General features: G+C 65.2%; 16 protein-coding genes. 11 read left to right on the top strand and 5 right to left on the bottom strand.

The window, feature by feature from the left end:
- Nucleotides 1–30: 30 nt before the first annotated feature.
- Entirely contained in the window at nucleotides 31–333 is a 303-nt protein-coding gene (locus tag GEV06_02215) for a BON domain-containing protein (protein ID MPZ16720.1), read from the top strand.
- Between the two features lie 11 nt (nucleotides 334–344).
- On the opposite strand, the gene GEV06_02210 is transcribed toward GEV06_02215, so the two are convergent.
- Nucleotides 345–1073, bottom strand: a complete 729-nt coding sequence (locus tag GEV06_02210) for a hypothetical protein (GenBank protein MPZ16719.1) — start codon at nucleotides 1071–1073, stop codon at nucleotides 345–347.
- Nucleotides 1066–1506 carry a hypothetical protein gene (locus GEV06_02205; GenBank protein ID MPZ16718.1) on the bottom strand — a complete coding sequence of 147 codons (441 nt, stop codon included), beginning with the start codon at nucleotides 1504–1506 and terminating at the stop codon, nucleotides 1066–1068. The genes GEV06_02210 and GEV06_02205 overlap by 8 nt, the downstream gene beginning before the upstream one ends.
- A 96-nt stretch (nucleotides 1507–1602) precedes the next feature.
- Between GEV06_02205 and GEV06_02200 the strand changes: the two genes are divergently transcribed.
- The 3 genes from GEV06_02200 to GEV06_02190 all read left to right on the top strand — a co-directional run bounded on the left by GEV06_02200 (nucleotide 1603) and on the right by GEV06_02190 (nucleotide 4263).
- Nucleotides 1603–2064, top strand: coding sequence for a hypothetical protein (locus GEV06_02200; protein MPZ16717.1), 462 nt, complete (start codon nucleotides 1603–1605; stop codon nucleotides 2062–2064).
- The gene (gene nagA / locus GEV06_02195) at nucleotides 2061–3257 is read left to right on the top strand and encodes an N-acetylglucosamine-6-phosphate deacetylase (protein MPZ16716.1); all 1197 of its coding nucleotides are present in this window, start codon (nucleotides 2061–2063) and stop codon (nucleotides 3255–3257) included. The genes GEV06_02200 and nagA overlap by 4 nt, the downstream gene beginning before the upstream one ends.
- A gap of 82 nt (nucleotides 3258–3339) precedes the next feature.
- Nucleotides 3340–4263 (top strand): DUF4097 family beta strand repeat protein, encoded by a 924-nt coding sequence (locus GEV06_02190; GenBank protein ID MPZ16715.1) that lies wholly within the window; start codon nucleotides 3340–3342, stop codon nucleotides 4261–4263.
- A 27-nt stretch (nucleotides 4264–4290) separates the two neighbouring features.
- Here GEV06_02190 and GEV06_02185 read toward each other — a convergent pair whose 3' ends face one another.
- Nucleotides 4291–4953, bottom strand: a complete 663-nt coding sequence (locus GEV06_02185; protein MPZ16714.1) for a 7-cyano-7-deazaguanine synthase — start codon at nucleotides 4951–4953, stop codon at nucleotides 4291–4293.
- Nucleotides 4954–5001: 48 nt separating this feature from the next.
- On the opposite strand from GEV06_02185, the gene GEV06_02180 reads away from it, so the two are divergent.
- Complete coding sequence (locus tag GEV06_02180) at nucleotides 5002–5685, top strand: HAD-IA family hydrolase (GenBank protein MPZ16713.1); 684 nt, start codon at nucleotides 5002–5004, stop codon at nucleotides 5683–5685.
- A 193-nt stretch (nucleotides 5686–5878) separates the two neighbouring features.
- On the opposite strand, the gene GEV06_02175 is transcribed toward GEV06_02180, so the two are convergent.
- Entirely contained in the window at nucleotides 5879–6547 is a 669-nt protein-coding gene (locus GEV06_02175; protein ID MPZ16712.1) for a metal-dependent transcriptional regulator, read from the bottom strand.
- A 1-nt stretch (nucleotide 6548) separates the two neighbouring features.
- Here GEV06_02175 and GEV06_02170 point away from each other — a divergent pair, with 1 nt between their 5' ends.
- The 4 genes from GEV06_02170 to rmuC all read left to right on the top strand — a co-directional run bounded on the left by GEV06_02170 (nucleotide 6549) and on the right by rmuC (nucleotide 10179).
- A complete protein-coding gene (locus GEV06_02170) occupies nucleotides 6549–7448 on the top strand; it encodes a methyltransferase domain-containing protein (GenBank protein MPZ16711.1) in 900 nt (299 codons plus the stop codon).
- Nucleotides 7449–7530: 82 nt separating this feature from the next.
- Nucleotides 7531–7953 carry a hypothetical protein gene (locus GEV06_02165; protein ID MPZ16710.1) on the top strand — a complete coding sequence of 141 codons (423 nt, stop codon included), beginning with the start codon at nucleotides 7531–7533 and terminating at the stop codon, nucleotides 7951–7953.
- 27 nt (nucleotides 7954–7980) lie between these two features.
- Complete coding sequence (locus GEV06_02160; GenBank protein MPZ16709.1) at nucleotides 7981–8748, top strand: DUF541 domain-containing protein; 768 nt, start codon at nucleotides 7981–7983, stop codon at nucleotides 8746–8748.
- 45 nt (nucleotides 8749–8793) lie between these two features.
- A complete protein-coding gene (gene rmuC / locus GEV06_02155; protein ID MPZ16708.1) occupies nucleotides 8794–10179 on the top strand; it encodes a DNA recombination protein RmuC in 1386 nt (461 codons plus the stop codon).
- Between the two features lie 16 nt (nucleotides 10180–10195).
- Here rmuC and GEV06_02150 read toward each other — a convergent pair whose 3' ends face one another.
- Entirely contained in the window at nucleotides 10196–12832 is a 2637-nt protein-coding gene (locus GEV06_02150; GenBank protein ID MPZ16707.1) for a TonB-dependent receptor, read from the bottom strand.
- Between the two features lie 112 nt (nucleotides 12833–12944).
- On the opposite strand from GEV06_02150, the gene GEV06_02145 reads away from it, so the two are divergent.
- Both GEV06_02145 and moeB read left to right on the top strand, forming a co-directional pair.
- Nucleotides 12945–13388 carry a hypothetical protein gene (locus GEV06_02145; GenBank protein ID MPZ16706.1) on the top strand — a complete coding sequence of 148 codons (444 nt, stop codon included), beginning with the start codon at nucleotides 12945–12947 and terminating at the stop codon, nucleotides 13386–13388.
- Nucleotides 13389–13505: 117 nt separating this feature from the next.
- Nucleotides 13506–14969 (top strand): molybdopterin-synthase adenylyltransferase MoeB, encoded by a 1464-nt coding sequence (moeB, locus tag GEV06_02140; protein MPZ16705.1) that lies wholly within the window; start codon nucleotides 13506–13508, stop codon nucleotides 14967–14969.
- Nucleotides 14970–15179 lie beyond the last annotated feature (210 nt).

Raw genomic sequence — 15179 nt, 5'->3', positions numbered from 1 at the left:
CCAGACGCGTACTTAGCACGAGGGGTATCGATGAATCTAAGCCATCGTTTGGTGCTGGGATTGTTCGCGATCGCGATTACCGCATCACTTGCCGCTGGATGCGCGCAGCGCGTGAGCCGGCCGGCCGACGACACCACGATTCAAGTGCGAGTGACGACGGCGCTGCTCAACGATCCCGAGGTGAAAGGGTCCGCCATCAAGGTCGCCGTCACCAATGGTGTCGTGACCCTGTCGGGGCCGGTCGGTTCCAAAACGGAAGCACAGAAGGCGCTCACGGTGGCCCGCTCCATCTCCGGGGTCAAGAACGTGGAGTCGAAGCTGGCCGTGAAGTAGGTCCTCTGTGGTTAGTCGTGCCAACGCTCCGTGTGAATACGCGCCACGGGGATGCCGATCTGGCTGACCAGCCGTGCGAGGTCGCTCACAAACGTCGGCGAACCGCACAGAAACGCTTCGAGGTCTCGTGCGCTCGCCCCTAAGTGCTGGACGCGGTGCTCGAGAAGCGTGCGCGTGATCCGGCCGCGCTCACCGCGCCAGCGTGGACCTGCGAGCCGCGTCACGGTGAGCAAGAGCTGCAGACGACCTTGCCGTACGAGACGACGGAGCTCGTCGAGGTATGAGAACTCCGCCGTGCGCCGGGCACTATAGATGAGTGTCACGGGGGCCGGGTGGTGTCGGGCCAGCGCCTCACGGATCATCGAGCGGAGCGGTGCAATGCCGGTTCCGCCGCCGATGAAGAGGAGCGGGCGCGCATCCAGTGCATCGGGCAGCACGAACGATCCGGAAGGGCCCTCGACGTCCAGCTTCGCACCCGGCCGAAGGCCCGCGAGCGGCGTGCCCTCGCGTCCAGATCCATTCACCGCCACCAGGAACTCGAGACGCCGGGTGCGCCGCACATCGGCCGGCGCGCACGCGATCGAATACGGCTGCCTGACCGGGTCCCCGTGCAGCCCCATGACGACAGCCTGTCCCGCCCGGAAATGGAAGGGCGTGTTACCGAGATCCGCTTCCAGGATACGGGTGGCGGAGGTGGCGACGCGGATGCTCCGGAGCGTCAAGGTCAGGACATCAGACACGGGTCGCGCTGGTGGGGCCTTCGTGCTTCTTGTAGTAGTCGGACTGGTGCTCCTCGATGAGCGCCTTCATGCGTTTCGCGGCACCTTTCGTGTGACCCGTGCACACGATAGCGCTCGTGCCGCCGGTTGTCTCGATGTAGACATCGGAGAAGAGCAGTCTCGTGTCGATACGCACCGAAGCGACGTGGGCCATGTGGATCGAGTGTTCGTGGCGGCCAACCCAGCGCGGTGTGTAGCGCACCACGCTCTGTGGCGTGATGACCACCTGCGTGGGAAGCAGTCGGTTGCCCGCGCTCAGACGGCTTGCTCGAAATACCTGTCCTTCGTTCACCGGGCGACCCTTGATATACAGGAACAGCCACAACATGAGCAGACCGCCGCTGACGATGTACACCCCGACCAATATCAGCGGTAACGAAGTCGAATCGACCATGGTATCTCTCGCGAGCGACCCCTGACCTGTATCCCTTGATCCCTTGATCCCCTGCCAACTTAACGCTATCAGGTCTGGTAAGCTACTACCAGCCATATGGGCACCCTGACATCAGAGCTTGGGCATTGGCAGACACGTGTGTCGCGCAACCCGCTCGTCTACGCGGACGCCAATCTTCCGGCAGGCCTTGTCGGGTTCATGCGTGAACGTCTGGGCTGGGATGTGTTCTTCGTCATGGAGCACGCCGATCTCCGTCGTGCACGTGACAGCGAGCACTTTCGTCGTGCCCGCGAGATGCGGCGCACGCTCTTGACGCTCGACCGCGACTACTTCGACGATCGCCGTTTCCCACCCCTCGAGTGTGGCGGTGTGATCGTGCTGTCGGCACCCGACGAGCGTGCGCTCTCGTTGTTGCTCCGAAACCTCGATCGCCGGCTCTTTCGGTGCGAGCGAGGCAACACGGACGGTGATGTCCTGACGGCGCGCGACCTACCGCTGGTAGGCCGTAAGCTGCTCGTGTACCCAGGTAGCCGTTTGACGGCAGACGCTGATCGATGATCATCCTCGCAGGTCCGGATATCGTCCTACCAGATCGAATCGTTCGGAATGGCAGCCTTGTCATCGACGAAGGGCGCATCGTCGAGATCCGCGAAGGCGGTATACCGGCCGACCCCACCCGCCGTGATCTTCGCGGACATCTCGTGGTGCCTGGTTTCATCGACGTCCACGTACACGGCGTGGAAGGGCTCGACGCTCTCGGGCCGCTCGAATCGATTGGGGAGATTGCGGCGCGTCTCGTGAAGTACGGTGTAACCGCGTTTTGCCCCACCACGATCGCATGCGGCCCGCAGGATCTCGAGCGCGCCTTGAGTGCCACGCGCGCGGCTCGTCGGCGGCAACCCGAGATGCAGGGAGCGCGCGTCTTGCCGGCGCACTTGGAGAGCAACTTCATCAACCCGGACTATCGTGGCGCACAGCCGCTCGAGCACCTCTGCGAGCCGCCGTCGCCGACGGAGCGGCGCGAGGATACCGCCGGTGACGAGATTCTTCGAGTAATAGATGCCTACCAGCCCGAGGTTGGTATCGTGACGCTGGCGCCGGAGCTGCCGCATGCGCTGCCGTTGCTCGACAGGCTCGTCTCCCGCGGCATCCACGTCTCGCTCGGGCACTCCGGTGCGACGCTCGAGCAGGGGCGTGCAGGCATCGAAGCGGGCGCGCGGCAGGCCACGCACCTCTTCAACCGAATGCCGCCGCTCAATCACCGGGAGCCGGGCCTCGTTGGTGCCGTGTTGGAATCCGAGGATGTTGCGGCTGAGATCGTGTGTGATGGCTATCACGTGCATCCGATCATGGTGCGGACAGCCATTGCCGCCAAGCGTGTGCCGCGCGTGATGGTCATCACCGATGGCACCGCCGGAGCGGGGCTCCCGGTCGGCTCGCGCGTCGAGCTCGGTGGCCGGCGCGTGACCGTCCGTGAAACGGCCTGCTTCCTGGACGATGGGACACTCGCCGGGAGCCGGCTGACCATGGATGGAGCGTTTCGCTTCGTGGTACAGATACTAGGCCTTTCGGTGGTGGACGCGGCCCGGCTGTGCGCCACCAATCAGGCGGAACAGCTCGGACTTGCCGATGTCGGTGCGATCCGCGCCGGTGCGGTTGCCGATCTCACCGTGCTCGGGGCCGACTTGCAGGTTCGCAGCACCTACGTGGGAGGCCAGCTCGCCTACGCTGCTAATACTGTCGCCAGCTGAACCCTTGAGGCCGAAAAGGACGCCTCGCTAGGGCGCGGCCCGCAAGAACCTTGGGCTGCGTTCGACCGTCTACGTATTCGAGATGGGATCTGTACGGTTTGACTTCTCCCGCCTGCCGCTCGTGGCGACGCTTGCGGTCTCCTGGCTTCTCGTCGGCTGCGTGGTTCAGGTCGACTCGGAAGGTCAGGTCGCCACTGAGCAGGCGCGCTTCGAGGTCGACGGGATTCCGGAGGTCACGCTCTCCACGTTCAACGGCAGAATCGACGTGCGCGCGTGGGATCGGCCCGAGGTGGCAGTCGATGTCGAAAAGCGGGGCGCCACGTCCGAGCTGCTCGACGGCATCCAGGTCGTGAGCGACCAGGACGGCTCTCGCATTCACGTCCAAGTTCAGCGGTCGCCGCAGGGGACATGGGACTTCGTGGGCGCCCCTCAGAGCGCAAGAGTGACCGCCTGGGTGCCAGCACGGTGCCGCTTGGTGGTGCGCAGCGATGACGGATCGATCAGCGTGGAGGGGGTCGAGGGACCCATCGAGCTGCGCACCGCCGATGGCAGTCTGACCGCCCTGAAGGTCAAGGGAGACGTGCGGGCGCACACCGGGGACGGCCGGATTAAGATCGAGGATGTGGAGGGGCGCTGCGACCTGACCACCGGCGATGGGAACGTGTCCGTGAGGGGGCGGATCATGGATCTGAACGTTCGCACCGGCGACGGCTCCGTGACCGTGCGGGCCTTGCCGGGGAGCAGCATGAGAACCAATTGGAATGTCGAGACCGGCGATGGCGCTGTCGTGTTGATACTTCCTGCGTCGTTCGACGCGGAGCTCGACGCGTTTACCGGCGACGGCCGTGTCCGTATCGCCGGCTTGGTTCCGGAGCTGCGCTTCGACCGGGACGCCGAGGGCCGCGATCGATCTCGTCAATCACTGCGAACGCGTTTGGGTGACGGAGGACATCTGCTGAAGATCCGTACCTCTGACGGCTCGATTGCGCTCAAGTCGGTCGACTGATAGTCGCTCGTCACGTGAGCCGATCGATCACCCCGACCTCGAAGCGTATTCTGTGGGGTCGGTGAGCCCCGCGTGTCCGAATGCCTCCTGCCGCTCTCGACATTTGCTGCAGCGGCCGCAGTGAAGCCCACCCACCGACTTCATACACGACAACGTGAGATGGAGTGGCACGCCGAGCGCAAGCCCAAGCCGCAGGACGTCCGCTTTGTGAAGATCGCGAAATGGTGTCGAGATGGTGATGTCGTGGGCGAGACCGATCGACAGTGCTCGCTCGAGCGCGCGAAAGAACTGCGGCGTCGCATCCGGGAACGGGTTGCCGGCGAGCGGTCCAAGCGCGAGCTCGTGGATCGATGCGTGCGCACAGAAGATGGCGGCCTTGGTCAACAGCGTCACATTGCGGCCGATAATGTACACATGATCATCGGGCGTGTGATAGCCGGGCGGGTTGCCTTGAATCGCCCAGTGGGTGGGCGCATACACGTCTCGCATGCCCATGTCGAGCACGCGCGGCGACCGGATTTGACCATGGTCGGTCAATGCGGCCATGACATCGTTCAGACGACGGCGCTCTTCCGCTTCCCACGCGAGCCCAACGGAGACGTAGATCGGTTGGACCTCGCCTCTCTGCGCCTGGTGCGCGAGCAATACGACACTATCGAGACCGCCTGAGCAAAGTACGGCGATAGGCATGGATCAGGAATCGGACTCACAACTCAAAACTCACAACTGAACTCCACAATGCCACTTTCAGAAGGTCATTATCCACACATTGTCTTCGATCTGGACGGCACGCTGGTGGATTCGCAGCGAGATCTGGCGGACGCGGCGAACGCGCTCGTCAGCCGTTGCGGTGGCCGGCCACTGACGCTCGACGCCGTTATCAGCATGGTTGGGGAGGGCGCGCGGAAGCTGGTCGAGCGAGTCGTCGACGCCGCGGCAATCTCGGTCTCGACCGACCAAGCGCTCGAGATGTTTCTGGAGCTGTACGAGGAGCGTCTCGCCATACATACTCGCCCTTACGACGGCATGGTGCCCACGCTCGAGCGCCTTGGCGCGAATCGATGCATTTCCGTGCTGACCAACAAGCCGCACCGAGCCACCGAACGCCTTCTCGAGATGCTCGCTTTGGCGCCGTACGTTCGGTTCGTGGTGGCAGCCGATCATCGGTTTCCGCGAAAGCCGGCACCAGACGGCTTGCGACATCTCCTCGAGTGCGCCGGTGTCACGGCCGCCGAGACGTTGCTGGTCGGTGACTCGTGGGTCGATCTACACACGGCGCGGGCGGCGGGAACGGCCGTGTGCCTGGCGCGGTACGGTTTTGGGTTCGCAAACATTCCAGCGGACGAACGCATCGGTGTGCCCACGATCGACCGGCCGGGGGATCTCCTGCGGGTGGTGACAGGGTCAGGGGGTGGCGGGTGAGGGGGTGACGGGGTGAGGGGGTGACAGGGTGAGGGGCGCGTCGATACATCGGGGTCGAAACGGCGCGACCCACGTTGTTCGATGTGCTTGCCTGAAGAGCCGGCTGACTGGTGGCGCTCACCCCGATCTCCAAGCAACCCCCTCACCGTGTCACCCGGTCACCGTGTCACCTGGTCACCCTGCCGGGGCGCGGCTACGAGACTTCGACGAGCAGCTTCGACGCGGCGCGCGTACCGAGCGTGATCTCTCGACGCTCCTTGACGCTCACCCGCACGCTGTCCGAAGCGTTGTCACGCGCTTCCACCTGGAGGTGCTGACCAGGTTTGAGGTCGCTCTGCTCGACGAAACGAAGGAAATCTGGATCCTGATCGAGAACGCGGATCACGGTCGCCCGCCGGCCCAGCGGGCAATCGAGCAGCGTGTGATATTCGCGATGGTCGAGCGCACCCTCGGCGCTTGGAATCGGGTCGCCATGCGGGTCGACCGATGGCCGGCCGAGCATTTTGTCCATCCGCTCGATGAGCTGGTCCGACACCACATGCTCGAGCTGCTCTGCTTCGTCGTGCACGTCGGTCCAGCTCATGCGCATCACCTGGACCAGGAAGAGCTCGATGAGGCGATGCCGCCTGAGTACCATCGCGGCGAGCCGAGCGCCTGCCTGCGTCAGCCGCACGCCGGTGTACGGCTCGTAGACCACCAGGCCCGCCTCTGCCAGCGCCTTGACCATCGTTGTGGCCGTCCCTGGCACGACGTTCAGCGCTGCGGCGAGCTGACCCATGGGCACCAGATCCCGCCCATCGGGCAGATCACTCTGTCCGTGGTGGATCGCCTTGAGGTAGTTTTCGACCGTGCTCGATGGCAGCATGACGGTTGACGCGGTCACAGCGGGCCGCCGAGCGGTCTGTCAGCGGCCCCTTTATCCTAGCGAAAAGATGACCCCTCCCTCCACTAGCACGCCAGCACGGCGCCCCTCGCTCCGCGATGCGTTGTCCACTCCCGATCGCAAGCAACGATATGTATCGGCCCTTTTCCAACGGATCGCGCACCGCTACGACCTCATCACGGTCTTGCTGTCATATGGGCGCGATCGCCGGTGGAAGGCCGAGCTCGTCGATCTTGCCAACGTTCGACCTGGGGAGAGAGCGGTCGATCTCGCCTGCGGGACGGGCGACCTTGCCTATGGCCTGGCGGCGCGCGGCGCGCGGGTGGCTGGCCTCGACTTCGCACCGGAAATGACGCGATTGGCGCGGTCCAAGGCGCGCCGGTCGCCCCTCGACCCTTCGACCGCGCTCAGGGTCGACGGTGAGCGAAGTCGAACCGTCGACTCGCGTCGCTCGCTCGGGGCTTCGAGCGTCACGTTCGTGGTCGGCGATATGCTGAAGCTGCCGCTGCCCGACGCCAGTGTGACGCTCGTCACCGCCGGTTACGGGCTGCGGAATGCAGCAGTCTTGGACACCGCCCTGGCCGAGATCTATCGGGTGCTGGCGCCCGGCGGCCGGATGCTCGCCCTCGACTTCAACCAGCCAGCCAACGCTGTTGTACGCGCTGTGTATTTGGCGTACCTCACGATTGTCGGCTCGGTCGTGGGTCTCGCGCTACACCGTGACGCCGATACGTACCGCTATATTCCTGCGAGCCTCGCGCGCTATCCGGGTGCCGCGGACGTGGCGGCGCGCATGGCGGCACTCGGTTTCGTCGATACTGAGTGGCGGCCCCTCCTCGGAGGGTTGATGGCCATCAATATGGGACGTAAGGCGCCATGACGAGTCCCGAGGCCTTCGCTACGAGTGTCAATTCCATGAGCCTGGGCCTTGAGAGGCCGGCCCCGGCAGCAGGTAGGGAGATATGGATTCTGGTGAGATCAAGAAGCGGTTACGACAGACGGTTGATCGTGTGCGCCGGGAGTCCGTGTCGCGTCGCCAGGCGATTGATGACGCGCGGCGCGACTGGGAGGGCGTGCTCGAGCAGGCGACGCCACTCGTTCGACAGTTCGTGCAGGCGCTGCGTGCCGAACGCGTCGCGTTCACGCTGGGGACGCCGGTTGGCGCGCTCCGGCTCGACGCGGATCGAAGGCCCTCCGACTACATCGCGCTGTCGCTCGATACGGCGCGCCGCCCGGCAGCGGTCGTCGGCCAGATCAGCTACACACGCGGTCAGCACGTCGTCGTGAGCGAGCGCGTCGTCGCAGAGGGCGCCGCCATTGCGGCGATCACCGAGGAGCAGGTTCTGGCTTTTCTGCTGGAAGCTGTCGTACCGTTCGTGGAGTGATGACCAAGACCACAAAGGAGTGATCACGTGCGCGCAAAACTGGCACAAGGGGCGATTCTCTGTGGAGCGATGATCGTCGGCATCCCTCAGCCCGGTTGGACACAGGAGCCGCCGCCCGGCGGCTCGAGCGAGGAGGCCGAAGGCGGCGTGGTGCGACAGCTCGACCGCGACGTCGTCTCCGCGACCGGTGAGGGCATCGTGCGGGCGGCACCAGATCGAGCACGGGTCACGGTGACCGCTGAGGCGCGGGACCGCGTTCCTCGTGCCGCGCAAGAGAAGAACGCGCAGGCGATGACTGCGTTGCAGGCGCGCCTCGAGGAGCTCGGCATTCCGTCGGACGCCGTTCGAACGACGAGCATCGACCTACAACCGCAGTACGACTATGCTGACGGCAAGCAACGGCTTCGAGACTACGCGGCTCGTAACTCGATCGAGGTGCGCGTGGACGACATCGCGCGACTCGGTGAGATCATCGACGCCGCCGTGACATCCGGCGCCACGGAGGTGAGCAGTATTCAGTTCGAGCTCAAGCAGCGAGACGCGCTGGAGCGGGAGGCCTTGACACAGGCGGTGGCCGATGCGCGCGCGCGCGCCGAAGCCATGGCTGCTGCCGCTGCCCGCACTCTCGATCGCATCGTTCGGATAGACGACCAGGTCCGGCCGGCCACGCCCCCGCCGATGCCATTTGCGGCTCGGGCGCGCGAAGATGCCGTGGCGGCCGCGCCGCCAACGCCCGTCGCGCCGGGCGTCATGGAGATTCAAGCCAGGGTCTCGCTGACCGCGACGCTCAAGTAGGCCCGACCTTTTAGGTCGGGCGTGAAGAAGCCCGATTTGGAACGCATGAGCGATCCGATCTTACTGGCCCTGATTACCCTGCTCGTTGGCCTGCTCTCGGGAGCAGTTGCCGCCGCACTCTTTCTGCGCCGGGCGGCGGCGGCCGAGGCGCGTGCCGAGACGATCGACCGAGAGCTCCAGGCGCTCGAAGCGGAGGTCGCGGACTTGCGCGAGCGACTCCGTACCGCAGAGCATCACCGGGCGGTGGCGGAAACGCGGGTCCAGGAAGCCGCGCGGCAGATGCAGCAGCAGGAGCGGTTGCTCGAAGAAGCGAAGGCGCGCCTGGGAGACGTGTTCAAGTCGCTGGCCGCGGACGCGCTAGACCGCAGCACGCAGGGCTTGCTGCAGCTTGCCGAGGAGAAGTTCAAGTCGCTCAGGGAGCAGGCGGCGGGCGACCTCACGCAGCGGACGGATACCATCGCCGCCATCATCGCGCCGCTTCAAGAAGCCGTCGGCGCCTATCAGAAGGAGGCGCGCGAGCTGGCCGAGCGCAGCGCAACGCGATTTGGCAGCGTCGATCAGCAGCTTCAACAGGTGATGACGACGACGGGCCGGCTGTCGCAGGAGACCTCACGCCTCGTCAACGCGCTCAGGCAGCCGCACGTGCGGGGGCGCTGGGGTGAGATTGCGCTACGACGGACGGCAGAGCTCGCCGGCATGATCGAGCACTGCGACTTCACCGAGCAGGAATCCCTCTTCCACGAGAACGGCCGCATCAGACCGGACATGGTCGTCACCTTGCCCGCCGGCCGGCAGATCGTCGTCGATTCGAAAGTGCCCCTCACGGCGTATCTCGAGGCGCTGGAGGCGCCGAGCGAAGACGCGCGGCGAGAGGCCTTGCGGCGCCACGCGCAGCAGATCCGCCAACATGTCACACGCCTTGCGGCCAAGGAGTACGCCGATGCGCTGAACGGCCTCGAGTTCGTCGTGCTCTTCATTCCGAATGACTCCTTCCTCGCTGCGGCGGCGGAACAAGATCCGGACGTCATCGAATGGGCGCTCGGGCAGAAAGTGGTGATCGCGACGCCGACGACGTTCATTGCATTGCTGAGAGCGGTCGCCTATGGCTGGCGGCAGGAGAAGATGGCAGAGAACGCCGCACGTGTGAGCGAGCTCGGACGCGAGCTGTCAGAACGCATGAGCGTCCTCGTGGAGCATCTGGGCAGCGTGGGTGGCGCGCTTGGCAAGGCGGTGGATGCCTACAACCGGGCCGTGGGCTCCCTCGAGTCTCGCGTGCTGCCGTCGGCACGGAAGTTCGAGGAGCTGGGCTCGGGCGGCAGGCGGTCGGTAGCCGAGCTCGAGCCAATCGAGTCGGCCGTGCGGACGATGGCACCGCCCGAGCTCGATCTCGAGCCGCCAGAGCCGGAAACGCGAGTGACGAGTGACGAGTGACTCGTCACTGTCTTTCTCAGAATCGCCACTGTGTTCTGATCTGCACGTTCACGCCGGGGGCGTCGACGCCTGATCCGTGCCAGCGGTAGTTGCGGTCCGTCACGTTCTCGGCAATGACCGTGAGGTCGAGGCGCGACGTGAGGCGCACGCCGGCGCGCAGGCCGAGCACCGCAAAGCCGGGCGTCGTCGTGTAGAGCGGCACCGCTGTTGCGTTGCCGAGCAGGCGCGCTTGCACTGCCGCCAGCGTTTCGCCAGTCGCGACGAGGCGGTCGTCGCGAACCAGGCCCAAATCGGTCGCCGTACCGGTGAAGAAGGCGGCGATGTCATCGGCGGTGCGGCGGGCGCCAATGCGAGCGTCGCCGAGGTCGCCGCCGCTCAGACGCGTCTGTGACCGCGCGAAGGTGAGCGTGCCCTCCGCCCAGAGGCCACGGTTGGTAGGTTCCCACTTGAGCCTGAGCCCGCCCATGGGTGGCGGCATCCGGCGAAGGACGTTGTCCGTCTCGATCTCTCGGCCGTTGGCCAGCGACCACCATCCGCCGGCGAGCCAGGCGGGCGCGAGTCGTACCTGCAGGTCTGCCTCCACGCCCACGACGCGTGCCCGATCGACGTTGACGCGTGTCACGAGCGGTCGCGGATCCTGAGCGATGATCGCACGACCAGCCTCGTCTTGCCGAATGACCGTGTAACCGGCGAACGTTTCGCCCACGACGCTCGTCGGGAAGATCGCCGTGCGACGCTGGATGATGTCGACGAGCTCGAGATCGAACACGAGGACCGACGCGGTGAGGCGTGAGGTGCGCACCTTCATGCCACCCTCGAACGCATAGCTCGATTCCGGTCCGAGTGGTTCGACCTGAGCGTTCGTGGCCACCGCATCCGTGCCGTCGTCGGAGCCGATGAGCGCGCCGACACGCGCGGCGGCGGTTGGCGCAATCTCGAACCCACCGCCGCTGATGCCAATCGCTCCCAGGTCGTAGGCGTTCGCTGCGCGGAAGCCTCGTCCAATGGACAGCGTGGCGTTGAGCGCCTCGGTCACGCGCCACACGGCGCCTGTCTGAAAGGTCACGTCGCTCATCGTGACCGAGTCTGCCGTGACACCGAGCGAGGGATCCTCGGGGACGCGAAACGAGAAATAACCGGCTCGCACGCCACCGCGGAGGCCAAGGCGCCCGTCCAGGAGATCAACACTGTCCTGCAGGAAGAAGCCAGCGCTCGTGTACCGCGAGCCATCCGGAATCTCGGGACGCTCAGGGCGGCGGCTCGCGGTTCCAGGATCTTCGATGATCCGGCTGGCCCCGATGAACTCATCGAACAGCTCGCCGCCGACGGTGACGCCGTGACGTCCTCTCACCAGCCAGGTGCCTTGAGCCTGATAGCCGAGCGCCGTGACCCTGCCGGTCTCCCGCTCGATGTCCGTGTCAGGGTCGCGTTGCTCGAGGCGGTCGTCCTGTTGCCGATTGACGGAAATCGTCGCCTGCACCGCATCGAATGGGCCCGTTTGACTACGCTGCAGACGGACGTATCCGAAATCGAGCCGCTGCGGGTCGAATTGGCTGCGGAAAAGGCCGTCCCCTCCAATGATCCGGTCATAGCGGCTCACGTTCGACTGCGTCTCGTGACCATACTGGAGCTCGAGGTGCGCGCCGCTGCCGATGGGGAACGTGCCCGCGATGTGTCCGCCCGACTGATCGAAACCGGTGTCCGGCAGGCGCGTATAGAGCTCCTGGGACGACACGCCCAGAAAGCGCGTCAAAGCTGAATGGGAGTCCTCGCCGCGGCCGGGGCGCAGGTCTCCGACGCGGCGGGTTGAGATGCCGCCGCGCAGCGCCAGCGACGGCGTGCGAAGATTGGCAAGCAGATCGGCGCCGATGCTGCGGTCGGCCGAGCCGCCGAAGAGCTGCAGGCTGCCGGCGGTGCGCGTGCCGGAGGGCGAGATTTCGGGGCGCAGGCTCAGGACGTTCACCGTGCCCCCGAGGGCGTCGCTGCCGTACTGCACGGAGGCGGGCCCCCGGACGACCTCGATGCGTTGGACGAGCGACGGATTGATCCAGCCAAGGTATTGCGTGGCGCCGGCGCGGAACGTCGAGGTGTTGAAGCGCACACCATCGAGGAGGTACACAATACGCTGCGCGCTGAACCCGCGGATGAACGGGGAGCCCTGGGCCGTTGTGGTCTGCTGCACCAGGATGCTGGTCTCCTCTCGTAAGGCCTGTGGAAGAATCTGTAGCGGCCGCGTGTCGAGCTCTTCGCGTGTGGCAACGGAGACCGCGTCGGGGACGTCGAAGGTTCGCTCCTGCTCGCCCCGGGCGGGCGTCACCGTGACTTCACTGGTCAGGTCGGCCAGGGACAGAACCAGGCGTACGAAGCCGGAGCCGCGGTTGGTCAGATCGACCTCCACGCGGCCTGCACGCAGCAGCTCGGCGGTCGCGTCGACGCTGCAGCGCGCTGCCGGGAGGCGCTCCAGGCGGAACTGGCCAATCGCGTCGGTTCGAGCCCTGCGGCTCACATCCGCGCAGGTGACGGTGACAACGGCTCCGGCGACGGTACCTCCAGACGGGTCTTCGACGATGCCCGCCAGCGCGCGTGCGGCGGGGGGAGACGCGGCATCTTGCGGGCCGAGACCGAGCACGAGAAGGACGAGGAACTGTGTCATGGGGTTTTCGGCCGTTTCGAACGTTCGGGTATTCTACCGACAGGGCTGGCCTTCCGCCTTCGCGCTTCGCGCTTCGGCGGACGAGTCAGCCAGGCCGATCCACGATCGAGCGATGAATACGACTGCAGGACAGCAGGTGCAAACACGGCGGCTTGCAGCGTCCTCGGCGGCGCTGGCGAGTATCCGCGCGCATGGCCAGACGACCTACCCCCTCGAGTGCTGCGGCGCGCTGGTGGGCCACGGTGATGCGTTGGAGGAGGCATGGCCGCTGCCCAACACGAGCGGCGAGAACCAGCAGCGTCGCTTCCTGGTCAGCCCGGCCGAATATCGTGCTCTCGAACAGAGAGTCCGTGAAGCCGGTCGAGAGTTGCTCGGCTTCTACCACTCGCACCCGGATCATCCAGCGCAGCCCTCGGTGCACGATCTTGCGGCGGCATGGCCTGGTTTCGTGTACGTGATCCTCTCGGTCCGTGACGGGGCGCCGGCGGAGCTGACGGGCTGGCAGCTGCGGGACGACCGTTCCCGATTCGACGAGGTAGTTGTTGAGAGTCCTTAGTCCTTAGTCCTTAGTCCTTAGTTCTTGGTCCTTAGTTCTTGGTGCGCCTATGGCCTGGTTGCTCAGCCGCACCAAGGACCAAGGACCAAGAACCAAGGACCGCTAACGAGGCAGAACGTGGCACACAAAGTTCATATTCCGACCCCACTCAGGTCCTACACGGACCAACGCGACATCGTCGAAGTCGAGGGCACCACGGTTGGCGAGGTGCTCGCGAATCTCGCCACGACGTATGGCGATCTCCGCCGGCACCTCTATACGGAGGAAGGAAAGCTGCGGAGCTTCGTCAACGTCTATCTCAATGATGATGACATCCGGTATTTGCAGAAGGAGGAGACACCGGTTCGCGCCGGTGACTCGCTGAGCATCATCCCGTCGGTGGCAGGCGGCGTCGAGGCTGTGACGGCATCGCCGCCCGTGGAGCTGCCCGCCCTCTCGTCGGAAGAGATCCAGCGCTACAACCGGCACCTGATCATGCCGGAGGTCGGCATGGACGGCCAGCGAAAGCTGAAAGCCGCTAGTGTGCTGTGCATCGGCGCGGGTGGTCTCGGCTCACCGGTAGCGCTCTATCTCGCGGCTGCAGGTGTTGGTCGGATCGGTCTCGTGGACTTCGACGTGGTCGATCACAGCAATCTACAGCGGCAGATCATCCACGGCACGCCGGACGTGGGTCGGCCAAAGCTCCAATCCGCCAGAGAGAAGATCCAAGCGATCAATCCACATATTCAGGTTGATTTGCACCAGACGCAGCTGTCATCCGCAAACGCGCTGGACCTCTTCGAGCCGTACGACGTCATCGTGGACGGAACGGACAACTTCCCCACTCGCTATCTCGTGAACGACGCCTGCGTGCTGCTGGGGAAGCCGAATGCCTACGGCAGCATCTTTCGCTTCGAAGGGCAGGCATCTGTGTTCGCGGTGAAGGGCGGCCCCTGCTACCGCTGCCTCTACCCCGAGCCGCCGCCGCCGGGTCTCGTGCCGAGCTGTGCGGAGGGTGGCGTGCTCGGCGTGCTCCCGGGCCTCGTGGGTCTCGTTCAGGCGACCGAGGCCATCAAGCTGATGCTCGGCGTCGGTGAGCCGCTCGTTGGCCGGTTCTTGATCTACGACGCCCTCGGGATGCGCTTTCGCGAGCTGAAGCTGCGGCGCGATCCGGAGTGCCCCGTCTGCGGCGACAATCCAACCGTGAAAGCGCTCATCGACTACGAGCAGTTTTGCGGCTTGCGACCGGCGGCGTCTGCCGCACCGTCGCCTACGACGTCAACGGTTCCAGAGATCACCCCGGAAGCGGTGAAGGAGAAGCTCGATCGGGGGGATGACTTCGTGATTCTCGACGTGCGGGAGCCGCATGAGGTGCAGATCTGCCGTATCGACGGCTCGGTTGTCATCCCGCTAGGCCAGCTTCCAGGCCGCGCGCAGGAGCTCGACCGAGGCCGAGATCTCGTCGTTCACTGCCGATCAGGTGCGCGCAGCGCGCAGGCTGTGACGCTTCTGCAGCGGCAAGGCTTCGACAAGGCGGTCAACCTCAAGGGCGGCATTCTCGCCTGGATCGACAAAGTCGACCCTTCACAGCCGAAGTACTAAAGGTTCAAGGTTCGAGGTTCGAGGTTCAAGGTTTACGGTGAAAGGGCCAATGCTGGAGGTTTCCTTCGTTGCTCCGGGGCTCTTCGAGCTTCGCCTTCGAACACCTCAACCCCCCCAACCTCGAACCTCGAACCTCAAACCTCGAACTTTCCACCGGTTACTTGACCCGCCCGGTACCAGGGCGTACCATGCTTCTATAGCTCGGATAGC

It is taken from the genome of Luteitalea sp. (genome assembly GCA_009377605.1).
Lineage (GTDB): Bacteria > Acidobacteriota > Vicinamibacteria > Vicinamibacterales > Vicinamibacteraceae > WHTT01.
This window is presented reverse-complemented; position numbering and strand designations above follow the sequence as displayed.

Bases quoted from the DNA above. Each gene is read 5' to 3' on its own strand.
- rmuC (MPZ16708.1), top strand. From the start codon at position 8,794: ATGAGCGATCCGATCTTACTGGCCCTGATTACCCTGCTCGTTGGCCTG.
- GEV06_02185 (MPZ16714.1), bottom strand. From the start codon at position 4,953: ATGCCTATCGCCGTACTTTGCTCAGGCGGTCTCGATAGTGTCGTATTG.
- GEV06_02170 (MPZ16711.1), top strand. From the start codon at position 6,549: ATGACGGTTGACGCGGTCACAGCGGGCCGCCGAGCGGTCTGTCAGCGG.
- GEV06_02190 (MPZ16715.1), top strand. From the start codon at position 3,340: ATGGGATCTGTACGGTTTGACTTCTCCCGCCTGCCGCTCGTGGCGACG.
- GEV06_02165 (MPZ16710.1), top strand. From the start codon at position 7,531: ATGGATTCTGGTGAGATCAAGAAGCGGTTACGACAGACGGTTGATCGT.
- GEV06_02145 (MPZ16706.1), top strand. From the start codon at position 12,945: ATGAATACGACTGCAGGACAGCAGGTGCAAACACGGCGGCTTGCAGCG.
- GEV06_02215 (MPZ16720.1), top strand. From the start codon at position 31: ATGAATCTAAGCCATCGTTTGGTGCTGGGATTGTTCGCGATCGCGATT.
- GEV06_02200 (MPZ16717.1), top strand. From the start codon at position 1,603: ATGGGCACCCTGACATCAGAGCTTGGGCATTGGCAGACACGTGTGTCG.
- nagA (MPZ16716.1), top strand. From the start codon at position 2,061: ATGATCATCCTCGCAGGTCCGGATATCGTCCTACCAGATCGAATCGTT.
- GEV06_02150 (MPZ16707.1), bottom strand. From the start codon at position 12,832: ATGACACAGTTCCTCGTCCTTCTCGTGCTCGGTCTCGGCCCGCAAGAT.
- GEV06_02205 (MPZ16718.1), bottom strand. From the start codon at position 1,506: ATGGTCGATTCGACTTCGTTACCGCTGATATTGGTCGGGGTGTACATC.
- GEV06_02180 (MPZ16713.1), top strand. From the start codon at position 5,002: ATGCCACTTTCAGAAGGTCATTATCCACACATTGTCTTCGATCTGGAC.